Origin of the sequence: Aestuariimicrobium sp. Y1814, assembly GCF_050113895.1 — a bacterium.
Taxonomy (GTDB): domain Bacteria; phylum Actinomycetota; class Actinomycetes; order Propionibacteriales; family Propionibacteriaceae; genus Aestuariimicrobium.
In genome coordinates this window covers 112,849-129,297 of the sequence record NZ_JBNJRW010000004.1, presented here as the reverse complement: position 1 = coordinate 129,297, position 16,449 = coordinate 112,849, and the positions used below count along the sequence as shown (strand labels likewise).

At 69.2% G+C, this 16,449-nt stretch carries 16 protein-coding genes and 1 pseudogene; 5 read left to right on the top strand and 12 right to left on the bottom strand.

The genetic code is table 11. The features are described from left to right. Window position 1: 1 nt before the first annotated feature. From ACQE3C_RS06425 to mshD, 8 genes and pseudogenes are all read right to left on the bottom strand, one after another. Window positions 2-904 carry a sucrase ferredoxin gene (locus ACQE3C_RS06425; RefSeq protein WP_434538352.1) on the bottom strand — a complete coding sequence of 301 codons (903 nt, stop codon included), beginning with the start codon at window positions 902-904 and terminating at the stop codon, window positions 2-4. A gap of 85 nt (window positions 905-989) precedes the next feature. Then, window positions 990-1,766, bottom strand: a complete 777-nt coding sequence (gene pstB, locus ACQE3C_RS06420; protein ID WP_434538351.1) for a phosphate ABC transporter ATP-binding protein PstB — start codon at window positions 1,764-1,766, stop codon at window positions 990-992. A 20-nt stretch (window positions 1,767-1,786) separates the two neighbouring features. Further along, a pseudogene (pstA, locus tag ACQE3C_RS06415) lies at window positions 1,787-2,509 on the bottom strand (phosphate ABC transporter permease PstA); the annotation flags it as partial. Between the two features lie 497 nt (window positions 2,510-3,006). Continuing rightward, window positions 3,007-3,930 carry a phosphate ABC transporter permease subunit PstC gene (gene pstC / locus ACQE3C_RS06410; RefSeq protein WP_434538480.1) on the bottom strand — a complete coding sequence of 308 codons (924 nt, stop codon included), beginning with the start codon at window positions 3,928-3,930 and terminating at the stop codon, window positions 3,007-3,009. A 245-nt stretch (window positions 3,931-4,175) separates the two neighbouring features. Continuing rightward, entirely contained in the window at window positions 4,176-5,324 is a 1,149-nt protein-coding gene (pstS, locus tag ACQE3C_RS06405) for a phosphate ABC transporter substrate-binding protein PstS (protein ID WP_434538479.1), read from the bottom strand. Between the two features lie 287 nt (window positions 5,325-5,611). Further along, window positions 5,612-6,547, bottom strand: a complete 936-nt coding sequence (locus ACQE3C_RS06400) for an NUDIX hydrolase (RefSeq protein WP_434538350.1) — start codon at window positions 6,545-6,547, stop codon at window positions 5,612-5,614. Between the two features lie 6 nt (window positions 6,548-6,553). Further along, a complete protein-coding gene (locus ACQE3C_RS06395; RefSeq protein WP_434538349.1) occupies window positions 6,554-8,710 on the bottom strand; it encodes an RNA degradosome polyphosphate kinase in 2,157 nt (718 codons plus the stop codon). 67 nt (window positions 8,711-8,777) lie between these two features. After that, on the bottom strand, window positions 8,778-9,653 hold the full coding sequence (gene mshD, locus ACQE3C_RS06390) for a mycothiol synthase (protein WP_434538348.1): 876 nt from the start codon (window positions 9,651-9,653) through the stop codon (window positions 8,778-8,780). A gap of 121 nt (window positions 9,654-9,774) precedes the next feature. On the opposite strand from mshD, the gene ACQE3C_RS06385 reads away from it, so the two are divergent. Then, window positions 9,775-10,626 (top strand): hypothetical protein, encoded by an 852-nt coding sequence (locus ACQE3C_RS06385; protein ID WP_434538347.1) that lies wholly within the window; start codon window positions 9,775-9,777, stop codon window positions 10,624-10,626. 44 nt (window positions 10,627-10,670) lie between these two features. Here the strand turns inward: ACQE3C_RS06385 and ACQE3C_RS06380 are convergent, their stop codons facing one another. Further along, window positions 10,671-11,318, bottom strand: coding sequence for a winged helix-turn-helix transcriptional regulator (locus tag ACQE3C_RS06380; RefSeq protein WP_434538346.1), 648 nt, complete (start codon window positions 11,316-11,318; stop codon window positions 10,671-10,673). A gap of 538 nt (window positions 11,319-11,856) precedes the next feature. On the opposite strand from ACQE3C_RS06380, the gene ACQE3C_RS06375 reads away from it, so the two are divergent. Then, on the top strand, window positions 11,857-12,741 hold the full coding sequence (locus ACQE3C_RS06375) for an NADase-type glycan-binding domain-containing protein (protein WP_434538345.1): 885 nt from the start codon (window positions 11,857-11,859) through the stop codon (window positions 12,739-12,741). A gap of 27 nt (window positions 12,742-12,768) precedes the next feature. On the opposite strand, the gene dtd is transcribed toward ACQE3C_RS06375, so the two are convergent. Then, the gene (dtd, locus tag ACQE3C_RS06370; protein WP_434538344.1) at window positions 12,769-13,239 is read right to left on the bottom strand and encodes a D-aminoacyl-tRNA deacylase; all 471 of its coding nucleotides are present in this window, start codon (window positions 13,237-13,239) and stop codon (window positions 12,769-12,771) included. Window positions 13,240-13,329: 90 nt separating this feature from the next. On the opposite strand from dtd, the gene ACQE3C_RS06365 reads away from it, so the two are divergent. From ACQE3C_RS06365 to ACQE3C_RS06355, 3 genes are all read left to right on the top strand, one after another. Next, window positions 13,330-13,482, top strand: coding sequence for a hypothetical protein (locus ACQE3C_RS06365; RefSeq protein ID WP_434538343.1), 153 nt, complete (start codon window positions 13,330-13,332; stop codon window positions 13,480-13,482). Window positions 13,483-13,548: 66 nt separating this feature from the next. Continuing rightward, window positions 13,549-14,046, top strand: coding sequence for an FABP family protein (locus ACQE3C_RS06360; RefSeq protein WP_434538342.1), 498 nt, complete (start codon window positions 13,549-13,551; stop codon window positions 14,044-14,046). A gap of 1 nt (window position 14,047) precedes the next feature. Continuing rightward, window positions 14,048-15,001, top strand: coding sequence for a YgfZ/GcvT domain-containing protein (locus ACQE3C_RS06355; RefSeq protein ID WP_434538341.1), 954 nt, complete (start codon window positions 14,048-14,050; stop codon window positions 14,999-15,001). Between the two features lie 183 nt (window positions 15,002-15,184). Here ACQE3C_RS06355 and ACQE3C_RS06350 read toward each other — a convergent pair whose 3' ends face one another. Continuing rightward, a complete protein-coding gene (locus tag ACQE3C_RS06350) occupies window positions 15,185-15,769 on the bottom strand; it encodes a helix-turn-helix domain-containing protein (RefSeq protein ID WP_434538340.1) in 585 nt (194 codons plus the stop codon). A gap of 10 nt (window positions 15,770-15,779) precedes the next feature. After that, window positions 15,780-16,448 carry a DUF1028 domain-containing protein gene (locus ACQE3C_RS06345; protein ID WP_434538339.1) on the bottom strand — a complete coding sequence of 223 codons (669 nt, stop codon included), beginning with the start codon at window positions 16,446-16,448 and terminating at the stop codon, window positions 15,780-15,782. Window position 16,449 lies beyond the last annotated feature (1 nt).

Sequence of the window (16,449 nt, the reverse complement as noted above, 5' to 3'; positions counted from 1 at the left end):
ATCAGTCCATCTCCGTCAGCTGCCAGCGGACCACGGCGTCGAGGCCCTTGCCGCAGGACGAGGGCAGTTCGTCCGGCCCCACCTGCTTGGTGACCCGCACCCGGCGCCCGGCGACGTTGACCAACCAGGCCTGGTCACCGGGCTCGTCCAGTTCCTCGGCGTGCATCGCGGTCGACTCGAGGCCCTGCCAGCGGGCCCAGGCGTCGGCGACCTGCAGGTGGTTGGGCAGGTGCGACAGGCCCCGGTCGTGGCGGGGGCCGGCGGCCAGCGGACGACCGCTGCGCACTGCTGCCACAGCGTCAGCAGTGCGCAGTGGGTCCAGTCGGGCCAGCGCCTGACCGGTTGGCAGCACCAGTGCGGTGGGGGCGAAGCGGTGGCCTCCGAGGTGGCTGACCTCCCAGAAGCCGGGGTGTCCTTCGAAGTCGGCGAGCAGTTCGCGGCCCGAGAGGGCGCAGCACTGGTCGCGGCGGGCGTTGGTGCACACGGCCACGACCGGCTCGGCCTCGTCCAACCATTCGGGTCGGGGGCCGCGGGCCAGGTCGTCACCCAGTTGCAGCAGTTCGACGATGTCGTAGTGGCTGCCCAGCCGGGTGCTGCCCAGCCACGGGGTGCCGGCCAGCAGCCCGCCGGAGACCAGCACGGTGAACGGTCCCTCGCCCACGTCGGCGTGGCGCCCGGGGCGGCGGATCAGCACGGCTCGTCCGCCGGCTTCGCTGCACAGGGTCTCGAGGTGCTGGCCCAACTCGGGGTCGAGGTGGCTCTCGGTCAGCGCCTTGGCGCCCCAGGGGCCGGGTTGTTCGAGGGCCACCCAGAAGTCCGCCCGGCTGGCCGTGCCCCAGGCAGGCAGGTCGTCGGCGCGCCACTGCACCGAGCAGCGCTGGGCAGGTGCGATGTGGCCGGTCATGCTTCCAGCATTCCACGAAACGGGCCCGGCGAGCGTACCGGTGGTGCTGCTCGCCGGGCCCGATGGGGGCACCAGCTGAACCGGCTCAGCCGAAGCGGCCGGTGATGTAGTCCTCGGTGGCCTTCTTGCTGGGGTTCGAGAACATGGTCTCGGTGTCACCCATCTCGACGAGCTGGCCCGGCTGGCCCTGGGCCTCGAGGTTGAAGAAGGCGGTCTGGTCCGACACGCGTGCCGCCTGCTGCATGTTGTGGGTCACGATGACGACCGTGTACTGCTCCTTGAGTTCCTGGATCAGGTCCTCGATGGCCAGGGTAGAGATGGGGTCGAGGGCCGAGCAGGGCTCGTCCATCAACAGCACCTGCGGCGAGACCGCGATGGCGCGGGCGATGCACAGGCGCTGCTGCTGGCCACCGGACAGGCCGACACCGGGCTTGTCGAGGCGGTCCTTGACCTCGTTCCACAGGTTGGCGCCCTGCAGCGACTTCTCGGCGACCTCCTGCAGTTCCTTCTTGTTGGACACACCGTTGAGGCGCAGCCCCGCGACGACGTTGTCGAAGATCGACATCGCCGGGAAGGGGTTTGCCCGCTGGAAGACCATGCCCACCTGGCGGCGCACGGCCACCGGGTCGACGTCCTTGCCGTACAGGTTGACGCCGTCCAGGTTGACCTGGCCCTCGCAGTAGGCGCCGGGGATGACCTCGTGCATGCGGTTCAGGGTGCGCAGCACCGTCGACTTGCCGCAGCCGGAGGGGCCGATGAAGGCCGTCACTGAACGAGGTTCAACGGTCAGCTGGACGTCCTTCACGGCATGGAACTTGCCGTAGTAGATGTTGAGGTCCTTGACCTCGATGCGCTTTGCCATGTCTGTGGTATTCCTCGTTCTCAGCGGGACTTCTTGGTGGAGCCGGCGAACTTGGCGGCCAGGTTCAGGCTCATCACGATCAGGATCAGGGTCAGGGCCGCGCCCCAGCCTCGTTCAGCGCCGGGGTAGGACTCGGCGACCTCGGAGGCGGTCATGATCATCGTGGGTAGCGACCCCATGTTCTGGGTGGTGGGGTCGAAGTTGAGCCGCGGGCCGTAGTTCAACAGGATGATCAGCGGGGCGGTCTCACCCATCACTCGGGCCACGCCCAGCACGATGCCGGTCAGGATGCCCTTGATCGAGGTGGGGATGACCACGCTCAAGATGGTCTTCCACTTGGTCACCCCCAGCGCGTAGGACGCCTCACGCAGGCTGTCCGGCACGAGCTTGAGCATCTCCTCGGTGGACCGCAGCACGGTCGGCAGCATCAGGATCACCAGAGCCAGTGCCGAGGCCACGGTTGATCGTCCGAAGCCCAGCATCGTGATCAGCAGGGTGTAGATGAACAGGGCGGCGACGATGGACGGCACACCGGTGAGGATGTCGACCATGAAGCTGACGACCCGGGCGAACTTCTTGCCGCGGGCGTACTCGACCATGTACACCGCACCGAGCACTGCCAGCGGCACCGCCACGATCGAGGTCAGCAGGCCGAGCATCAGGGTGCCGACGATGGCGTGCAGGGCGCCACCGTTCGGCTTGAGCATGTCGGTGCTGCGCTGGTCGTCGGTCCACCAGATCGCCGAGGGGATCCGCAGGGTGCCGGCCTCATCGGTGTCGGGGATGCCGATCGAGTGCCCGGGGGACTGCGGCACCTGGCCGCGGATGCGGATGGTCGGCACCGCGTTCGGGTCCTTGGTCACCGGGGTCACCGGCGCGTAGGCGACGAACTCGTTGACGGCCGGGTAGTCGCCACCGGTCAGCCACGTCCACTCGGCATCGCCGGAACCGGACTCACACTGGTCGGCCGAGACGCGCTTGAAGTCGAGGTGGCCGGCCGGGGCCGACTCCTGGACAGCGCAGATCTTGGTGAAGTCGGGCTCGGCGGTGAACAGCAGCGGGGCGCCGCGCACGATCACCGTGGCCAGGATCCAGACCAGCGGCACGATGGCGATCGCCGCCGCGACCCAGACCAGGGCCCGCACGGCGTTGTCCTTGACCTGGCGCGACCCCTTCGGGCGGCGCAGGTCGAGGTCGCGGTCGGCCTCGTAGCCTGCGGTCTTCTCGTCAGTCGTGGTGCTCATGCCTTGGCCTTTCCGGACGAGGCCACCGAACGGGCCACAGCGTTGACCGCGAAGGTCAGGATGAACAGCACCAGGCCGGCGGCGATGTAGGCACCGGTCTTGGTCGGGCTGTCGAACTCGGGGGCACCGTTGGCGATCTTCGAGGCGAAGGTCTCGCCACCGCTGAAGATCGAGAAGCTGAAGCTCGGCACCGCGGACAGGATGAGCATGACGGCGATGGTCTCACCCAGGGCGCGGCCGAGGCCCAGCATGGAGGCGGCCACGACACCCGAGCGGCCATAGGGCAGCACTGCGGTGCGGATCATCTCCCACTTGGTGGCACCCAGGGCCCAGGCGGCCTCGATGTGGTCGGAGGGGGTCTGCTCGAAGACGTCACGCGAGAGGGCGGTGATGATCGGCAGGATCATGATGGCCAGCACCAGGGAGGCGACGAAGACCGTGCCCGACGAGGCGATGCCGGGGGCGAACAGCGGGATGTTGCCGACCCAGGTGCCGGTCAGCCAGTTGCCGAAGGGGGCCACCACCGGCCCGAAGACCCGCATGCCCCACAGGCCGTAGACGACCGAGGGCACCGCAGCCAGCAGGTCGACGGTGAAGCCGATGATCATGCCGATCCGCTTGGGGGTGTAGTGGGTGATCAGCAGGGCGACACCGATGGCGACCGGCACGGCCAGGACCATGGCGATGATCGAGCTGATCACCGTCGTCCACATCAGGTCGGCGATGCCGAACGCGAGGCGGTTGTCGGTCACGGTCCACTCGGTCGAGGTCAGGAAGTTGACCTCGTTGCGGGACAGGGGGCTGACCGCAGTGATCAGCAGGAAGAGGAAGATGGCGGCGACCAGCACCACCAGGAAGACACCGACGAAGGTGGTGGTCGCACTGAATGCCTTGTCCGGACCCTTGCGCGGGGGCGGCAGCTTGACCGGCTTGATCTTGATTTCCCGTGGCTCCACGGGCTGGTGGACATCGACGGGGGACGCTTCGGCGCTGCTGGGCGTCGGGTCCGCCTCGAGCACCTCATCCCCCTGCGGCTGGGGTGTGGTCATCAGAACTCCCTCACATGCGGGTGGCCCCTCCGCGGTGCAGAGGGGCCACCCAAGTTTCACATGTTGTGATGCGGACGCGCAGGGCGTCGATCACAGTGACCCGGTGGGGTCATTGATCAGGCCAGGGCCTCGATGGCGGTGTGCAGCTTCTCGAGCATCTCCTGGGGAACCGGGGCGTAGCCCTGGTCGACCAGGGTGGCCTGGGCGTCAGCGCTGGAGGCGTAGATCAGGAAGTCCTTCAGCAGGGCAGCCTCACCCTCCGGCAGGCCGGCGGAGCAGGCGATGGTGTAGGTGATCATGACCATCGGGTAGACGTTCTCGCCCAGGTCGGTGAACTTCAGCTCGACGACCAGGTTGTTGCCCTCGCCGGTGACCTCAGCCTGGTCGATGGCAGCGCCGGCGGTCTCGGCGGTCAGCTCAACGGCACCCTGACCGTTGTCGATGGCGGTGATGCCCAGCTGGGCGTCCTTGGCGAACTTCCACTCCATGTAGCCGAAGCCACCAGCGGTCTCCTTGACGGCGTCAGCGACACCCTGGGTGCCCTTCTTGCCCTCACCGGCGGTGCCGAAGTACATCTTCGAGGGCTCGCCCTTGAACTGCTCGGGAGCAGTGGCCTGCAGGTAGTTGGCCACGTTCTCGGTGGTGCCCGACTCGTCGTTGCGGTAGAAGACGTTGATCGCCTGCGAAGGCAGGGTGGCGTCAGCGTTCAGGGCCTTGATCTCGTCGTGGTCCCAGGTGGTGATGGTGCCGTTGAAGATGTCCATCATGACCTTGGGGGTCAGGACCAGGTTGTCGACGCCCTCGAGGTTGTAGGCGAAGGCAACCGGGCTGACGATCAGCGGCAGGTTCCAGCCGTCGTTGCCGGCGCAGCGCTCCTTGACCTTCTCGGCCTCGACGACGCCATCGGAGTTGGCCGAGGTCTTCAGGGCCGAGTCCGAGCCGGCGAACTGCAGCTGGCTGTTGTAGAAGTCCTTGATGCCGGCGCCGGAGCCCGACTTGGTGTAGATGACCTGGCCCGAGTTGCACGCGGTGTTGTACGACTGGGTCAGGGCCTGCATCGCGATGTCCTGCGACGAGGCGCCGCCACCGTTGACCGTGCCGGCGGGGCAGGTCAGCTCCAGGCCGGTCTCTTCGGGGGCCGACTCGCTGGCAGCAGTGGTGGTGGTGTTGGCGGTCGTGCTGCCCGTCTCGGTGGTGCCACCGCAGGCAGTGAAAGTGAGGGCGCCCACGGCGACGAGGGCCGCGATCTTGGCGAAGCGGTTCATCTTCACTCGATTTCCTTGGTCTGGTTGGGATCTTGTTCCGAAGTTCGCTGCGCATCGTGCGCGGTGTGGTGCCAACTTCTTCACCCGTGAAGGTAATGAGGGCAGGTGACACGATGAATGTGGTTTGGTGAACAGCAGGTGAACGGCCGGCCAAGGTGCCTGCGAATCGACTCTGACTAGGCCATACGCCGAGGGCTGAAGAAGTCCTGTTGCGCAATCGTGACCTTCTGGAGGGGTCCTGGTGCACGTTTGCCAGCCCCCTGCCGTGGCCGTGAAGCGGGCCGGGATCAGAAGGCTGAGGGGATCCGCTCGACGGCCACCTGGTTGCCCTGGTCGTCATGGTGGACGACCAGGGTCTCGCCGACCAGCATCGGCTTGTCGCCCAGGCCCAGCAGGCCGCGCATCATCGGCAGCAGCGGGCGGTGCCCGCAGATCGCCATCGGTGCGCCCGGCTGGGTGTGGGCCTGGTTGAGCAGGTCGACCATGGCGCGCTTCGAGACGCCCGGGTCGTCCTCGAAGACTTCTTCGCTCAACTCGTCCATCGTCACCAGCTCGAGCCCGGTGCGTTCGGCGAAGGGCTGCAGGGTCTGCACGCAGCGGGTGCTCGACGAGGTGATCGGCTGGGTGACGCCGTAGGCCTCCAACAGCTTTGCCAGCCGGCGGGCCTGGCGGCGGCCCCGCTGTGACAGTGGCCGCTTCCAATCCTTGCCACTCCAGTGCTTGCGCTGGACAGCCTTGGCGTGGCGCACCAGCAGGACTGTGTGCCCGGGCACCGTCGCGAGGGCCCGTTCAACCATTTCCCGGTCGTCGGTGTAGCTCAGCTTCGCGGCCGCCTGCTTCGGCGTCCACCACTCCACCCGGTCGACCTCGACGTCACCGTTCTTGCCCTTGCCGTTGCTCTTGCCGTTGGTCTTCGTCGTGGTGACCGGTGGGTGGATCCGGCCGCCGACCACCGTGCCGACCCACCAGAGCACCGACTTCGGGGCGCCCTTGGCGATGTACTCGGCCCGGCCCAGCGGCACCCGCAGCCGCACCTTCAGGCCGGTCTCCTCCTCAACCTCGCGCACGGCCGCGACCTGGGCGTCCTCGTCCGGTTCGAGTTTGCCCTTGGGCAGGGACCAGTCGTCGTAGCGCGGACGATGGATCACCAGTACCTGCGCGTCCTCGCCCTGTCCCTGGAGGACCACCGCCCCCGCGGCTGTCGGGCGCCGCTTCCTGCCCATCGACGCTCAGTCGTTCTCGTCGGTGCGCCGCGAATGGCGGCTGATCAGCTCGGACTGCAGGTCGCGCAGGATCTGGCCGTCCTTGTCGCGGGAACGTTCGGTCCACACCGTGTCGTTCAGGTGCCAGGACACCGTGCCCGGGTCGAAGCACAGGTCGAACAGGTCGGTGATCTGCTCGATGTGCCTCTTGTTGGTGATGCTGACGATCGTCTCGACGCGGCGGTCGAGGTTGCGGTGCATCAGGTCGGCCGACCCGATGCCGACCAGCGGCTGGCCATTGTTGGCGAACCAGAAGATGCGCGAGTGCTCCAGGAAGCGGCCCAGCACCGAGCGCACCCGGATGTTCTTGCTCAAGCCCTTCACCCCCGGGCGAATGGTGCAGATGCCCCGGACCCACAGGTCGACCTTCACCCCGGCCTGGGACGCCTTGTACAGTCGGTCGATGATGCGTTCGTCGACCAGCGAGTTCACCTTCATCCGGATGTGGCCCTGGCCACCGGCCTCCTGGTGGGCGATCTCGCGGTCGATGTTGGCCAGCAGCCCGGCGCGGATGCCGTGGGGGGCCACCAGCAGGCGCCGGTAGGAGGTCTCCTGGGTGAGCCCGGAGAGGTGGTTGAAGACCTTCGCGACATCTTCGGTGACCACCGGGTTCGAGGTGAGCAGGCCCATGTCCTCATACATCCGGGCGGTCTTGGGGTTGTAGTTGCCGGTGCCCACGTGGGCGTAGCGGCGCAGCGTCCTGCCCTCGTCGCGGATGACCAGGGACAGCTTGCAGTGGGTCTTGAGCCCGACCATGCCGTAGACCACGTGCACGCCGTACTTCTCGAGCTTGCGGGCCCAGGCGATGTTGGCCTGTTCGTCGAAGCGGGCCTTGATCTCGACCACCGCCAGCACCTGCTTGCCTGCCAGCGCGGCCTCGATCAGGGCATCGACGATGGGGGAGTCACCACTGGTGCGGTAGAGGGTCTGCTTGATGGCCAGCACCTGCGGGTCGGCGGCAGCCTGCTCGATGAAGCGCTGCACCGAGGTCGAGAACGAGTCGTAGGGGTGCTGCAGCAGCACGTCACGGCTCTTCAGCGCGGCGAACATGTCGGCCGGCTGGGCGGTTTCGACCTCGGCCAGGTCACGGTGGGTGGCCGCGATGAACTTCGGGTATTCCAGGTGCTCCTTGTCGACCGCCCCCAGCGAGAACAGGCCGGTCAGGTCGAGCGGGGCGGGCAGGGTGAAGACTTCCTTCTCGCTGACGTCGAGCTCGCTCATCAGCAGTTCAAGCATCTTCGGGGCGATGTCGTCCTGCACCTCGAGGCGCACCGGCGGACGACCCACCTTGCGGCGCAGCAGTTCCTTCTCGAGGGCGAACAGCAGGTTCTCCGCGTCATCCTCCTCGACCTCGAGGTCTTCGTTGCGGGTCACCCGGAAGGTGGTCTGCTGCAGCACCTCCATGCCGGCGAACAACTGGCCGAGGTGGCGCCGGATCACTTCCTCCAGCGGCAGGAATCGTCCCTCACCGAGTCGGATGAAGCGGTCGAGCAGCGCGGGGACCTTGACGCGGGCGAACTGCTTGGTGCCGGTGACGGGGTTGCGCACCAGCACCGCCATGTTCAGCGACAGGCCCGAGATGTAGGGGAAGGGGTGCGAGGGGTCCACGGCCAGGGGGGTCAGCACCGGGAAGATCCGCTCGCTGAACAGCTGGCGCATCTCGTCCTTCTCGGAGGCGGTCAGTTCCTCCCAGGTCAGGATGCTGATGCCCTCGGCGGCCAGCGCGGGGCGCACGTCCTCCTGGAAGACCCGGGACTGCTCCTGCACCAGGGCGCGGGTGCGCGCCAGGATCGCGTCGTGCAGTTCGCGCGGCATCATGCCGGTGACCGAAGGCACCCCGACGCCGGCGTCGATGCGCCGCTTCAGGCCGGCCACGCGGACCATGAAGTACTCGTCCAGGTTGGACGAGAAGATGGCCAGGAACGAGGCCCTCTGCAGCAGCGGAACCCGCTCGGCGTCGCGGGCCAGGTCGAGCACCCGGTTGTTGAAGGCCAACCACGACAGCTCGCGGTCGGCGTACAGCGGGGTGTCGGCATCCGGGCGGTCCAGCGGTGCGGCCTGGTCGGTGATCAGGGCCCCGGTCTCGTCCTTCGGGGTGGCCTCGGACGCGGCAGAGGGTGACATGGGCCTACTTTCAGGTCGTGGTGGGGCGCTCATCATTGTGCCAGCTTGCAGCGGGCTGTCGACAGCCTCAGGCCCAGCGGGTGTCGCGCTGCACCTCGCGGAAACCGGCGTTCTCGTACATGGTGACCACACGCTGGTTGGCTGCCTCGACGTAGAGGTCGATGACACGCACCCCGCGGGTGGTGGCCAGGTGGTGCAGGCCCAGTTCCAGCAGGTACCGACCCAGGCCACGGCCGTGTTCGAAGGGGTGCACGCCGATGACGTAGACCTCGCCGACGTCACCCTCGGTCTTGGTCCAGTGGTAGCCGAGCAGGGCACCGTCCTGGTTGCGGGCCAGGAACAGGCCGGGGCCCTCGAACCATTCCTCGGCCACCTTGTCCTCGACATCGCGGCGCGACATGCGGCCCTGCTCGGGGTGCTCGGCGAAGGCCAGGGCATTGACCTCGACCAGGTCGTCGATGTCGGCGGCGGTGAAGGTGGTGACGGTGATGCCCTCAGGGGCCGGCCCGGGGTGGTCGAAGGTGTGCTCGGCGACGGTGGTCGACATCTTCAGCAGACCGCGCACCGGGGTGAGCCCGAGCCGGGCGGCCAGCGCCCTCGCACCGTCGGTGGTCCCGAAGGACCACCACTGCAGGCCCGGCTCCTGATGGCGGGCGACCTCGGCCAGCGCGGCGCCGATGCCCCGGCGACGCGCCGCCGGCGCCACGAACAGCTGGACCGACGCATCGGCGTGGTCGACCTGGGCGTAGCCGAGTACCTGGCCGTCCTGTTCGGCCAGGACATGGGTGCCGGGCAGCTGCCCGGCCAGGATGCGGTGGGCCTGTTCGTTGAGCGGCCCGACCGCGTCGGTCGCGGTGGCCTGCTCGACCAGGGGGGCCACCCGGCCCGCGAGGTCGGGGGTGTGTTCGACGATGCTGACATCCCAGAGGTGTTCACCAGTCATGCATGAAGGGTAGCCACGTTCCCGACTTCCGGCCGGGGAGCACTACTGTGGCGCCATGGAATGGCGAGGGCGCGTCTCATGGCCACGGTGGAAGCGTCGCCGTGCGCGTGGGGCACAACCCGTGCCCGTTCCCGGGCAGGAGCCGCTCGTCGAGGCGGACCCGGCTGGGGAGTCGTGGGACGACCCCGATGCCGTGGACCCTGGGGGGCGGGCCCCGAACGCAGTCCTGCCCGGGGGAACCGGGTCCCCCCACGAACTCGACCCGCTGGACGAGGACTTCGGCGAGGATCGCGAGCTCCTGGACCACGAACACTCGGACCACGAACTCCTGGCCGAGGAGTCCGACGAGTCGGACTGGGAAGACGACGCGGAGCCGGGCGAGGAGTTCGAGGACCTGGACGGGCCGCTGTACCAGCGCTCGCCCCACGACCCTCGTCCGCTGGTGGCCCAGCCGGTGATCGCCATGCGCGCCCGGGGGCACCTGTCGATGATCACCGTCGGCCTGCTGTTCGCCATCGTCGGGGCACTGTGCACGGTCGGCTCGTCGGTGACCATGCTGCGACTGACCGACACCAGCCCGATCCTGCCGGCGGTGGGCAACCTGGCCGCGGTGCTCAACGCCCTGGTCGCGTTCCTGCAGTGGCAGTTGTGGCGGATGGGGCTGAAGGAATGGGCCGGCATCAAGGATGCGGGCCTGCATGAGTGGATCAACATCACCAAGACCGGGGTGTGGATCTCGGTGATCGGCGCGGTCGTGGTGCCGATCTGCGCCTGGGTGATGCTCGAGGACTCGTCCCGCTCGGAGAGCTCGTGGTGGCTTGCCCTGGTCGGTGCGATCTGCGTCATCCTGGGCACGGCCCTGGCCGGCGTCCACCGGTTCCGGCCCGAGGGGCCGCGAGGGGTGCCCCCACGGATCCGCCGCAACCACCAGCGCCACGCCGTCTGGCGTGCCCAGATGCAACTGGACGACTGAGTACCCGGGCGGGTGGGTCCCGGCGACCCGGGTCCTGCGAGGGGTCAGCTCTCGCGGGTGGCGGTGAAGCGGTAACCCACGTTGCGCACGGTGGTGATGTGGCCGTCGTGCTCGGGCGCGAGCTTGGCCCGTAGCCGTCGGATGTGCACGTCGACCGTCCGGGTGCCGCCGTAGTAGTCGTAGCCCCAGACCTGGCTGAGCAGGTGTTCGCGGCTGAGCACGCGGCCGGGGTGGGAGACGAGGTGCTTCAACAACTCGAACTCGGTGTAGGTGAGGTTCAACGGACGACCACCCGCGGTCACGGTGTAGGCGTCCTCGTCGATCACGATCGGGCCCTGGCTGAGCAGGTTGGCCGACGGGCTGGAGGTCGCGAGCAGGCGCACCCTGGCATCGAACTCGGCCGCCGCGGCGCGGTCGACGATGAAGTCGTCGAACCCCCAGGTCCGCTGCAGCACGGCCAGCGTCGAGGCGCCCACCATCAGCAGGATGGGCTGGTCGGCGTGGGCGCGTGCGTGGACGCACAGGTCGCGACCGGCGGCGGCATCCTCACGGGCGTCCACCAGGACCAGGTCGGTCGAGGGTGGCAGGTCATCGGGCAACTCGGTGCGAAGGTCCAGTGCATGGGGCAGCAGAGTCAGGGCATCGGGCAGGTCCGCGTGGTCGTCACCTACCAGTACGACAATGCTTGCCATGCGCGTCCCTCCAGACTCTTCAGGTCACATTCTCGCACGAGCCGACCCTGCCCCGGGAAGCCGTCTGACTACACTCACGAGGGTGAGCGGAGAGTTTCCGGAGGACTGGTTCCGCCCTGACCCGTCGGACGACGCGGCCGGGGTGAGTGAGGCCACCCCTGACGCCGCCCCGGAAGCGGGCCCCTCGGGGACCCCGGCCGACGCGCCGGGGACGGGTTCGCCGGCCGAGGCGCTCCCGGAACCGGGTGGTACCCCGGTGCCTTCCCCCGATGCGGCCGGCTCCACCCCTTCCGCAGCCACCACCGCGGCCACGACTCCTTCAGCGGCGGCCGCGTCCCCTTCGACGACCCCCCCGGCGAACGCGGCTGCGGACGGCCCCTCGGGGGCGCCCGGGGTGCCGGGAACAGCGGTGGCATCCGGGTCGCCCGCATCCCCCGGGGCGGGCGTCGCGCCCGCAAGCGACCAGGCGGACTCGACTCCGGGCCCGGACGTCAGCCCCGGCAGTGGGGCCCAGCCGACGTGGAGCCAGTCGTCCCCCGTGGCCGGCTCGCCCGGCGGCGAACCCGGGATCTCGTCGGCGTCTGCCGCCGCACCTGGTTCCTCGTCCACCCCCTCGCCGGCGGACCCGGCGACGACCCGCGGCGCACGGGCGGGTTCGCCCGGGTGGCACCTGCAGCAGTCGGGGGATGTGCCGGTGCTCACCTCGGCAGCGACTGCCGGCACCGTCGACCTGGAGGACTTCCTGCCCTCGCCGCAGCACCGCGGGGTGCGGCTGCGCCGGTTGTGGCTGTTCCTGGTCACGGTGGTCGCCCTGGCCCTGGTCGCCGGGCTCGCCGGCGGGGCATTGATCCGCCGGGCGCTCGACAGCCGCGGGGCACAACCATCGACCTCGGGCGTGGTGACCCAGACCGCCACCACCACCGCGGTGCAGCCCTGGACCGGTGACACCACGACGCTGCCCCCACTGGTGGTCAATGCCAGTTGCGTGGCCCCCGCCGGTGTGGATGCTGCCGGTGACTACGTCACCTACGACCCGGCCCACCTGCTCGACGAGCAGGCCACCACCGCCTGGCGCTGCAACGGTGACGGGGTCAACCAGACCCTGGACTTCACCTTCGGGCCGGGGGCCGAACTGGTCGGCGTCGGGGTCCTGAACGGCTACTCGAAGAGCGCAGGGGAAACCTCGTTCTACGACCAGTACCGCCGGGTCGTCTCGGTGCGCTGGGACCTGCCCGACGGCAGCTGGTTCATCCAGAACCTCAGCGAGAACAACTCGTCGGTGCAGCAGTTGATGATTCCCCCCACCGATGTCGAGGGCAATGTGCGGCTGACGATCCTGTCGTCGACCACACCGGGCCAGCGTGGCGACCCGAGTCGCGACGCGGTGCTGATCTCGACGGTGAACTTCCTGACCAGGGCGTGATTGGCGCTCGGATGAGGGGCTGGTGAGCTAGTGGCTCGGCGGGTGGTGCCCGCGGCGCGGCCCGGCGAGTTCGGCGCTGTCGAGCACCACGGTCACCGGGCCGTCATTGACCAGATGCACCTGCATGTCGGCCCCGAAGACACCGGTCTCCACGTGGGCACCCAGGCGTCGCAGCTCGTCCACGAAGGTGTCGAACAACGGTTCGCTGACCGCGGCCGGGGCAGCCGCCGACCAACTCGGACGACGACCCTTGCGGGCATTCGCGTAGAGCGTGAACTGGCTGATCGCCAGGATCGGGGCCGAGGTGTCGCTGGCCGAGGTCTCGCCGGCCAGAATGCGCAGCCCCCAGGCCTTGGCCGCCAGCGCGGCGGCATCGGCGGGCGTGTCGTCATGGGTGATGCCGACCAGCAGCACCAGGCCGGGGCGGGGCAGTCGGCCGACCACCTGCTCGTCCACCACCACCTGCGCCGAGAACGCCCGTTGGATCACGATTCGCACCCCGCCAGACTAGGGCGCCCGGCCGCCCGGGGTGGCAGTCCGCAGCGGTGCGAGCGATGCCCGGGGCGCGGGCGGGATAGAGTGGACCCCATGGCCGTGGGCATCTCGATCGTGCTGATCATCGCAGTCGTCCTGTTGGGCCTCTGCTTCCTCGGCGCGCTGATCCTGGTGCTGGTGTTCTCGGCGTCCAGGAAGGGCAGCTGGGCACCCGCACCTCGCGACCTCGACACCCACGACCTGTGATGCCCGCTGGCCGACCAGCCCGACCACGACCAGCCCGACCGAAACACTGCGAAATGCGAGACAACAATGGCCTTTGAAATCCCCCAGGACCTGCCCCCGAGCCTGATGGGCGTCGCCTGGATGATCGGCCGTTGGGAGGGCAATGGCCACGGCCGCTGGCCCGGCCAGGATGACTTCGAGTACGGCCAGACCGTCGACTTCACCCACAACGGCGGCGATTTCCTGCACTACGTCAGCCAGATCTACACCACCGATGACGCGGGCAAGCCGCAGTCGCCGATCACCATGGAGACCGGCTTCTGGCGCCCGAAGCAGGACGGCACCATCGAGGTCGTCCTGTCGAGCCCCGAGGGCTGGTCGGAAGTATGGGCCGGCAAGGTCGACGGCGCCAAGATCGAACTGATCACCGATGCCGTGATGCGCACCTCGACGGCCAGCGTCGAGTACACCGGCGGCCAGCGGCTCTACGGCTCGGTCGACGGCGACCTGCTGTGGACCTTCGACCGCGCCACCACCGAGGAACCCCTGCAGTCGCACCTGTGGGCTCGACTGAAGCGGGTCTGAGATGGCGGTGGAGATTCCCGCCGGTATTGACCAGGGTGCTGTCTGGCACCACGGCAACCCGGTGGCCGAACAGCGCGCCATGGAGTCCGGCACCGCGGTGGTGGACCGTGGGCACCACGGGGTGCTCGAACTGCGCGGGGCTGACCGGCTGCAGTTGCTGCACGCACTGACCAGCCAGCAGACCGAGGGCCTGGCGCCCGGGGTGGCCACCAGTGGACTGGTGCTTTCACCCCAGGGCCACATCGAGCACGGCTTCCGCGGCATCGATGACGGCACCAGCTTCTGGGCGGTGACCGAACCGGGCGCGGCCGCGGGACTGGCCGCGTTCCTGACCAGCATGACCTTCATGATGCGCGTCGAGACCATCGAGCGCACCGACGACTTCCGGCTCTGCTGGGTCGGTGACCGCATCGAAACCGGTGACGCGCCGGCCTGGTCGTCCGAGGTGGGCGCCGGACGAGACGTCCTGCTGCCCCGTGCCGCCGAACTGCCCGAGGGCGTCCCTGCCGGGGTGTGGGCCTTCGAGGCGCTGCGGATCGCAGCCGGGGTGCCCAGGATCGGCGTCGACACCGACCACAAGACCATCCCCAACGAGATCGGCCTCTACGCCACCCACCTCGACAAGGGCTGCTACCGCGGCCAGGAGACGGTGGCGCGGGTGCACAACCTCGGTCGTCCGCCGCGCAGGCTCACCCGCCTGCTGCTGGACGGCTCGGTCGACACCCTGCCCCCGGTGGGCAGCGAGGTGCTGGGTGATGGCAAGCCGGTCGGCGTGATCGGCTCCTCGGCGCGCCACCACGAGGACGGCCCGATCGCGCTCGCGCTGGTCAAGCGCGGCTTCGACCCCGAGGCGGCACTGGTCGCCCGGGGTGAGGACGGCACCGAGATCACCGCCGGCCAGGAACTGCTCGTCGACCCCGACGCCGGGCTCCACTTCCGCGCCGCCCTGCGCTGACGGCCTCGTCCGTACCTGGTGCGGGCATCGGCCGTACCCGGGTGGGCGCCTCGCGTGCTCGCTCGGGCCTACTTGCCCTACAACGGTGCACTTGCCACTGTTCCGGAACGGCGGCAAGTGCACCGTTCAGGGGCAATTGAAGGTTGGCCCGGTGCGGTTGGCCCGGCGCGGTTGGGCAACTGGCTACGGCTGGACGGGGATCACGCAGCCCTGGACGATGGTCTCGCCGGGGTGGGCGTTGGCCCAGTAGTGGGCCGTCGAGCACTCGTAGTTGATGGTGTCCCCGGCCTCGACCACGACGCTGGTGGTGCCCACGACGACCTGCAGCCGCCCCTGCAGCACCGTCACCGACTCATAACCCAGGTGCCGGTAGGGGCTGTCCTGGTTGGTGTAGCCCTCGGGCAGCACGGTCCTGATCACCTGCAATGCCGCCAGCCCCGGTGGGGTCAGCAGCTCGCGGCGGTAGCCCTCGAGCTGGTCGGGCAGTGGCAGGTCGGTGCGCTGGTCGCTGCGCACCACGGTCACCCCCTCGGGGCTGGTGCGTGACAGCAGGGACGCGACCGTCGTGCCGAGGGCCGTCGCAACCTTGTCCATCGTCTTCAGCGAGGGGTTCGCCAGGCCGCGCTCGACCTGGGAGATCTGCCCGGTGCTCACCCCCGACTGCTCGGCCAGCCCTTCGACGCTGAGCCCCAGCCGTTGACGGGCCCGGCGCACGGCGGCACCCAGCGTGACGGTGTCGGCCTGGTGGGGGAACGGGGAGTTGGACACTGTCGTGAGGCTACCCGCCCGAGAGCGGGTGGTGGTCGGGCCCGTGGTCACCGCGGTGCAGCACGACCAGCCGGGCCAGCTCGGTGACGGGGTCGGCATGGTCGTCGACGCGCAGGTCCACCAGGGTCTCGGGTGGTGTGACCGGGTGCTCGGGACGATGGGCGTCGACCACCAGCAGCGCTGCGCTCTGGCGCCCCCGCCGGTCACCGCCGGTCCGCTCGCCGACCCGCAGCACGTCGACCAGCAGCCCGGCCAGGTCCTGGTGCGCGGCCAGGCCGGCCGCGACCCGCTCGGCCATGGCGTCGAGCACCCCGGGGCCGGTCAGCAGGTTGCCCAGCACGACCCAGCCGTCGCCGGTGCGGTGCCCGGCATGGTCGGTGCAGTCGGCGCCGGTATGGGCGGCCACCCGCCCCAACGCGTCGACCAGCCCGACCTGGCGCAGACGGAAGTCGGGATCGGCATGGTGCAGGCGCTCGAGCACCTCGTCCGGTTCGGTGCCGGCGGCCAGCAGTGCCAGGCCCAGGCCGCGCAGGGAACGGTTCGTCCAGGCCTGGGAGGCAATCACGCCGACCCCCGGGGCCCCGGCCGGGACAGCCGCGCCCACGCTGAGCGTGCGGGTGGCGCTGGCCACCCCCAGCTCGGCAGTACGGCCGGCTCGGGCCAGGACGGTGAAGGTCATC

What these genes read in the sequence shown, in the direction of transcription:
- ACQE3C_RS06425 (WP_434538352.1), bottom strand. Translation starts at nt 904, where the DNA reads ATGACCGGCCACATCGCACCTGCCCAGCGCTGCTCGGTGCAGTGGCGC.
- pstB (WP_434538351.1), bottom strand. Translation starts at nt 1,766, where the DNA reads ATGGCAAAGCGCATCGAGGTCAAGGACCTCAACATCTACTACGGCAAG.
- pstS (WP_434538479.1), bottom strand. Translation starts at nt 5,324, where the DNA reads ATGAACCGCTTCGCCAAGATCGCGGCCCTCGTCGCCGTGGGCGCCCTC.
- ACQE3C_RS06400 (WP_434538350.1), bottom strand. Translation starts at nt 6,547, where the DNA reads ATGGGCAGGAAGCGGCGCCCGACAGCCGCGGGGGCGGTGGTCCTCCAG.
- ACQE3C_RS06395 (WP_434538349.1), bottom strand. Translation starts at nt 8,710, where the DNA reads ATGTCACCCTCTGCCGCGTCCGAGGCCACCCCGAAGGACGAGACCGGG.
- mshD (WP_434538348.1), bottom strand. Translation starts at nt 9,653, where the DNA reads ATGACTGGTGAACACCTCTGGGATGTCAGCATCGTCGAACACACCCCC.
- ACQE3C_RS06380 (WP_434538346.1), bottom strand. Translation starts at nt 11,318, where the DNA reads ATGGCAAGCATTGTCGTACTGGTAGGTGACGACCACGCGGACCTGCCC.
- ACQE3C_RS06365 (WP_434538343.1), top strand. Translation starts at nt 13,330, where the DNA reads ATGGCCGTGGGCATCTCGATCGTGCTGATCATCGCAGTCGTCCTGTTG.
- ACQE3C_RS06360 (WP_434538342.1), top strand. Translation starts at nt 13,549, where the DNA reads ATGGCCTTTGAAATCCCCCAGGACCTGCCCCCGAGCCTGATGGGCGTC.
- ACQE3C_RS06355 (WP_434538341.1), top strand. Translation starts at nt 14,048, where the DNA reads ATGGCGGTGGAGATTCCCGCCGGTATTGACCAGGGTGCTGTCTGGCAC.
- ACQE3C_RS06345 (WP_434538339.1), bottom strand. Translation starts at nt 16,448, where the DNA reads ATGACCTTCACCGTCCTGGCCCGAGCCGGCCGTACTGCCGAGCTGGGG.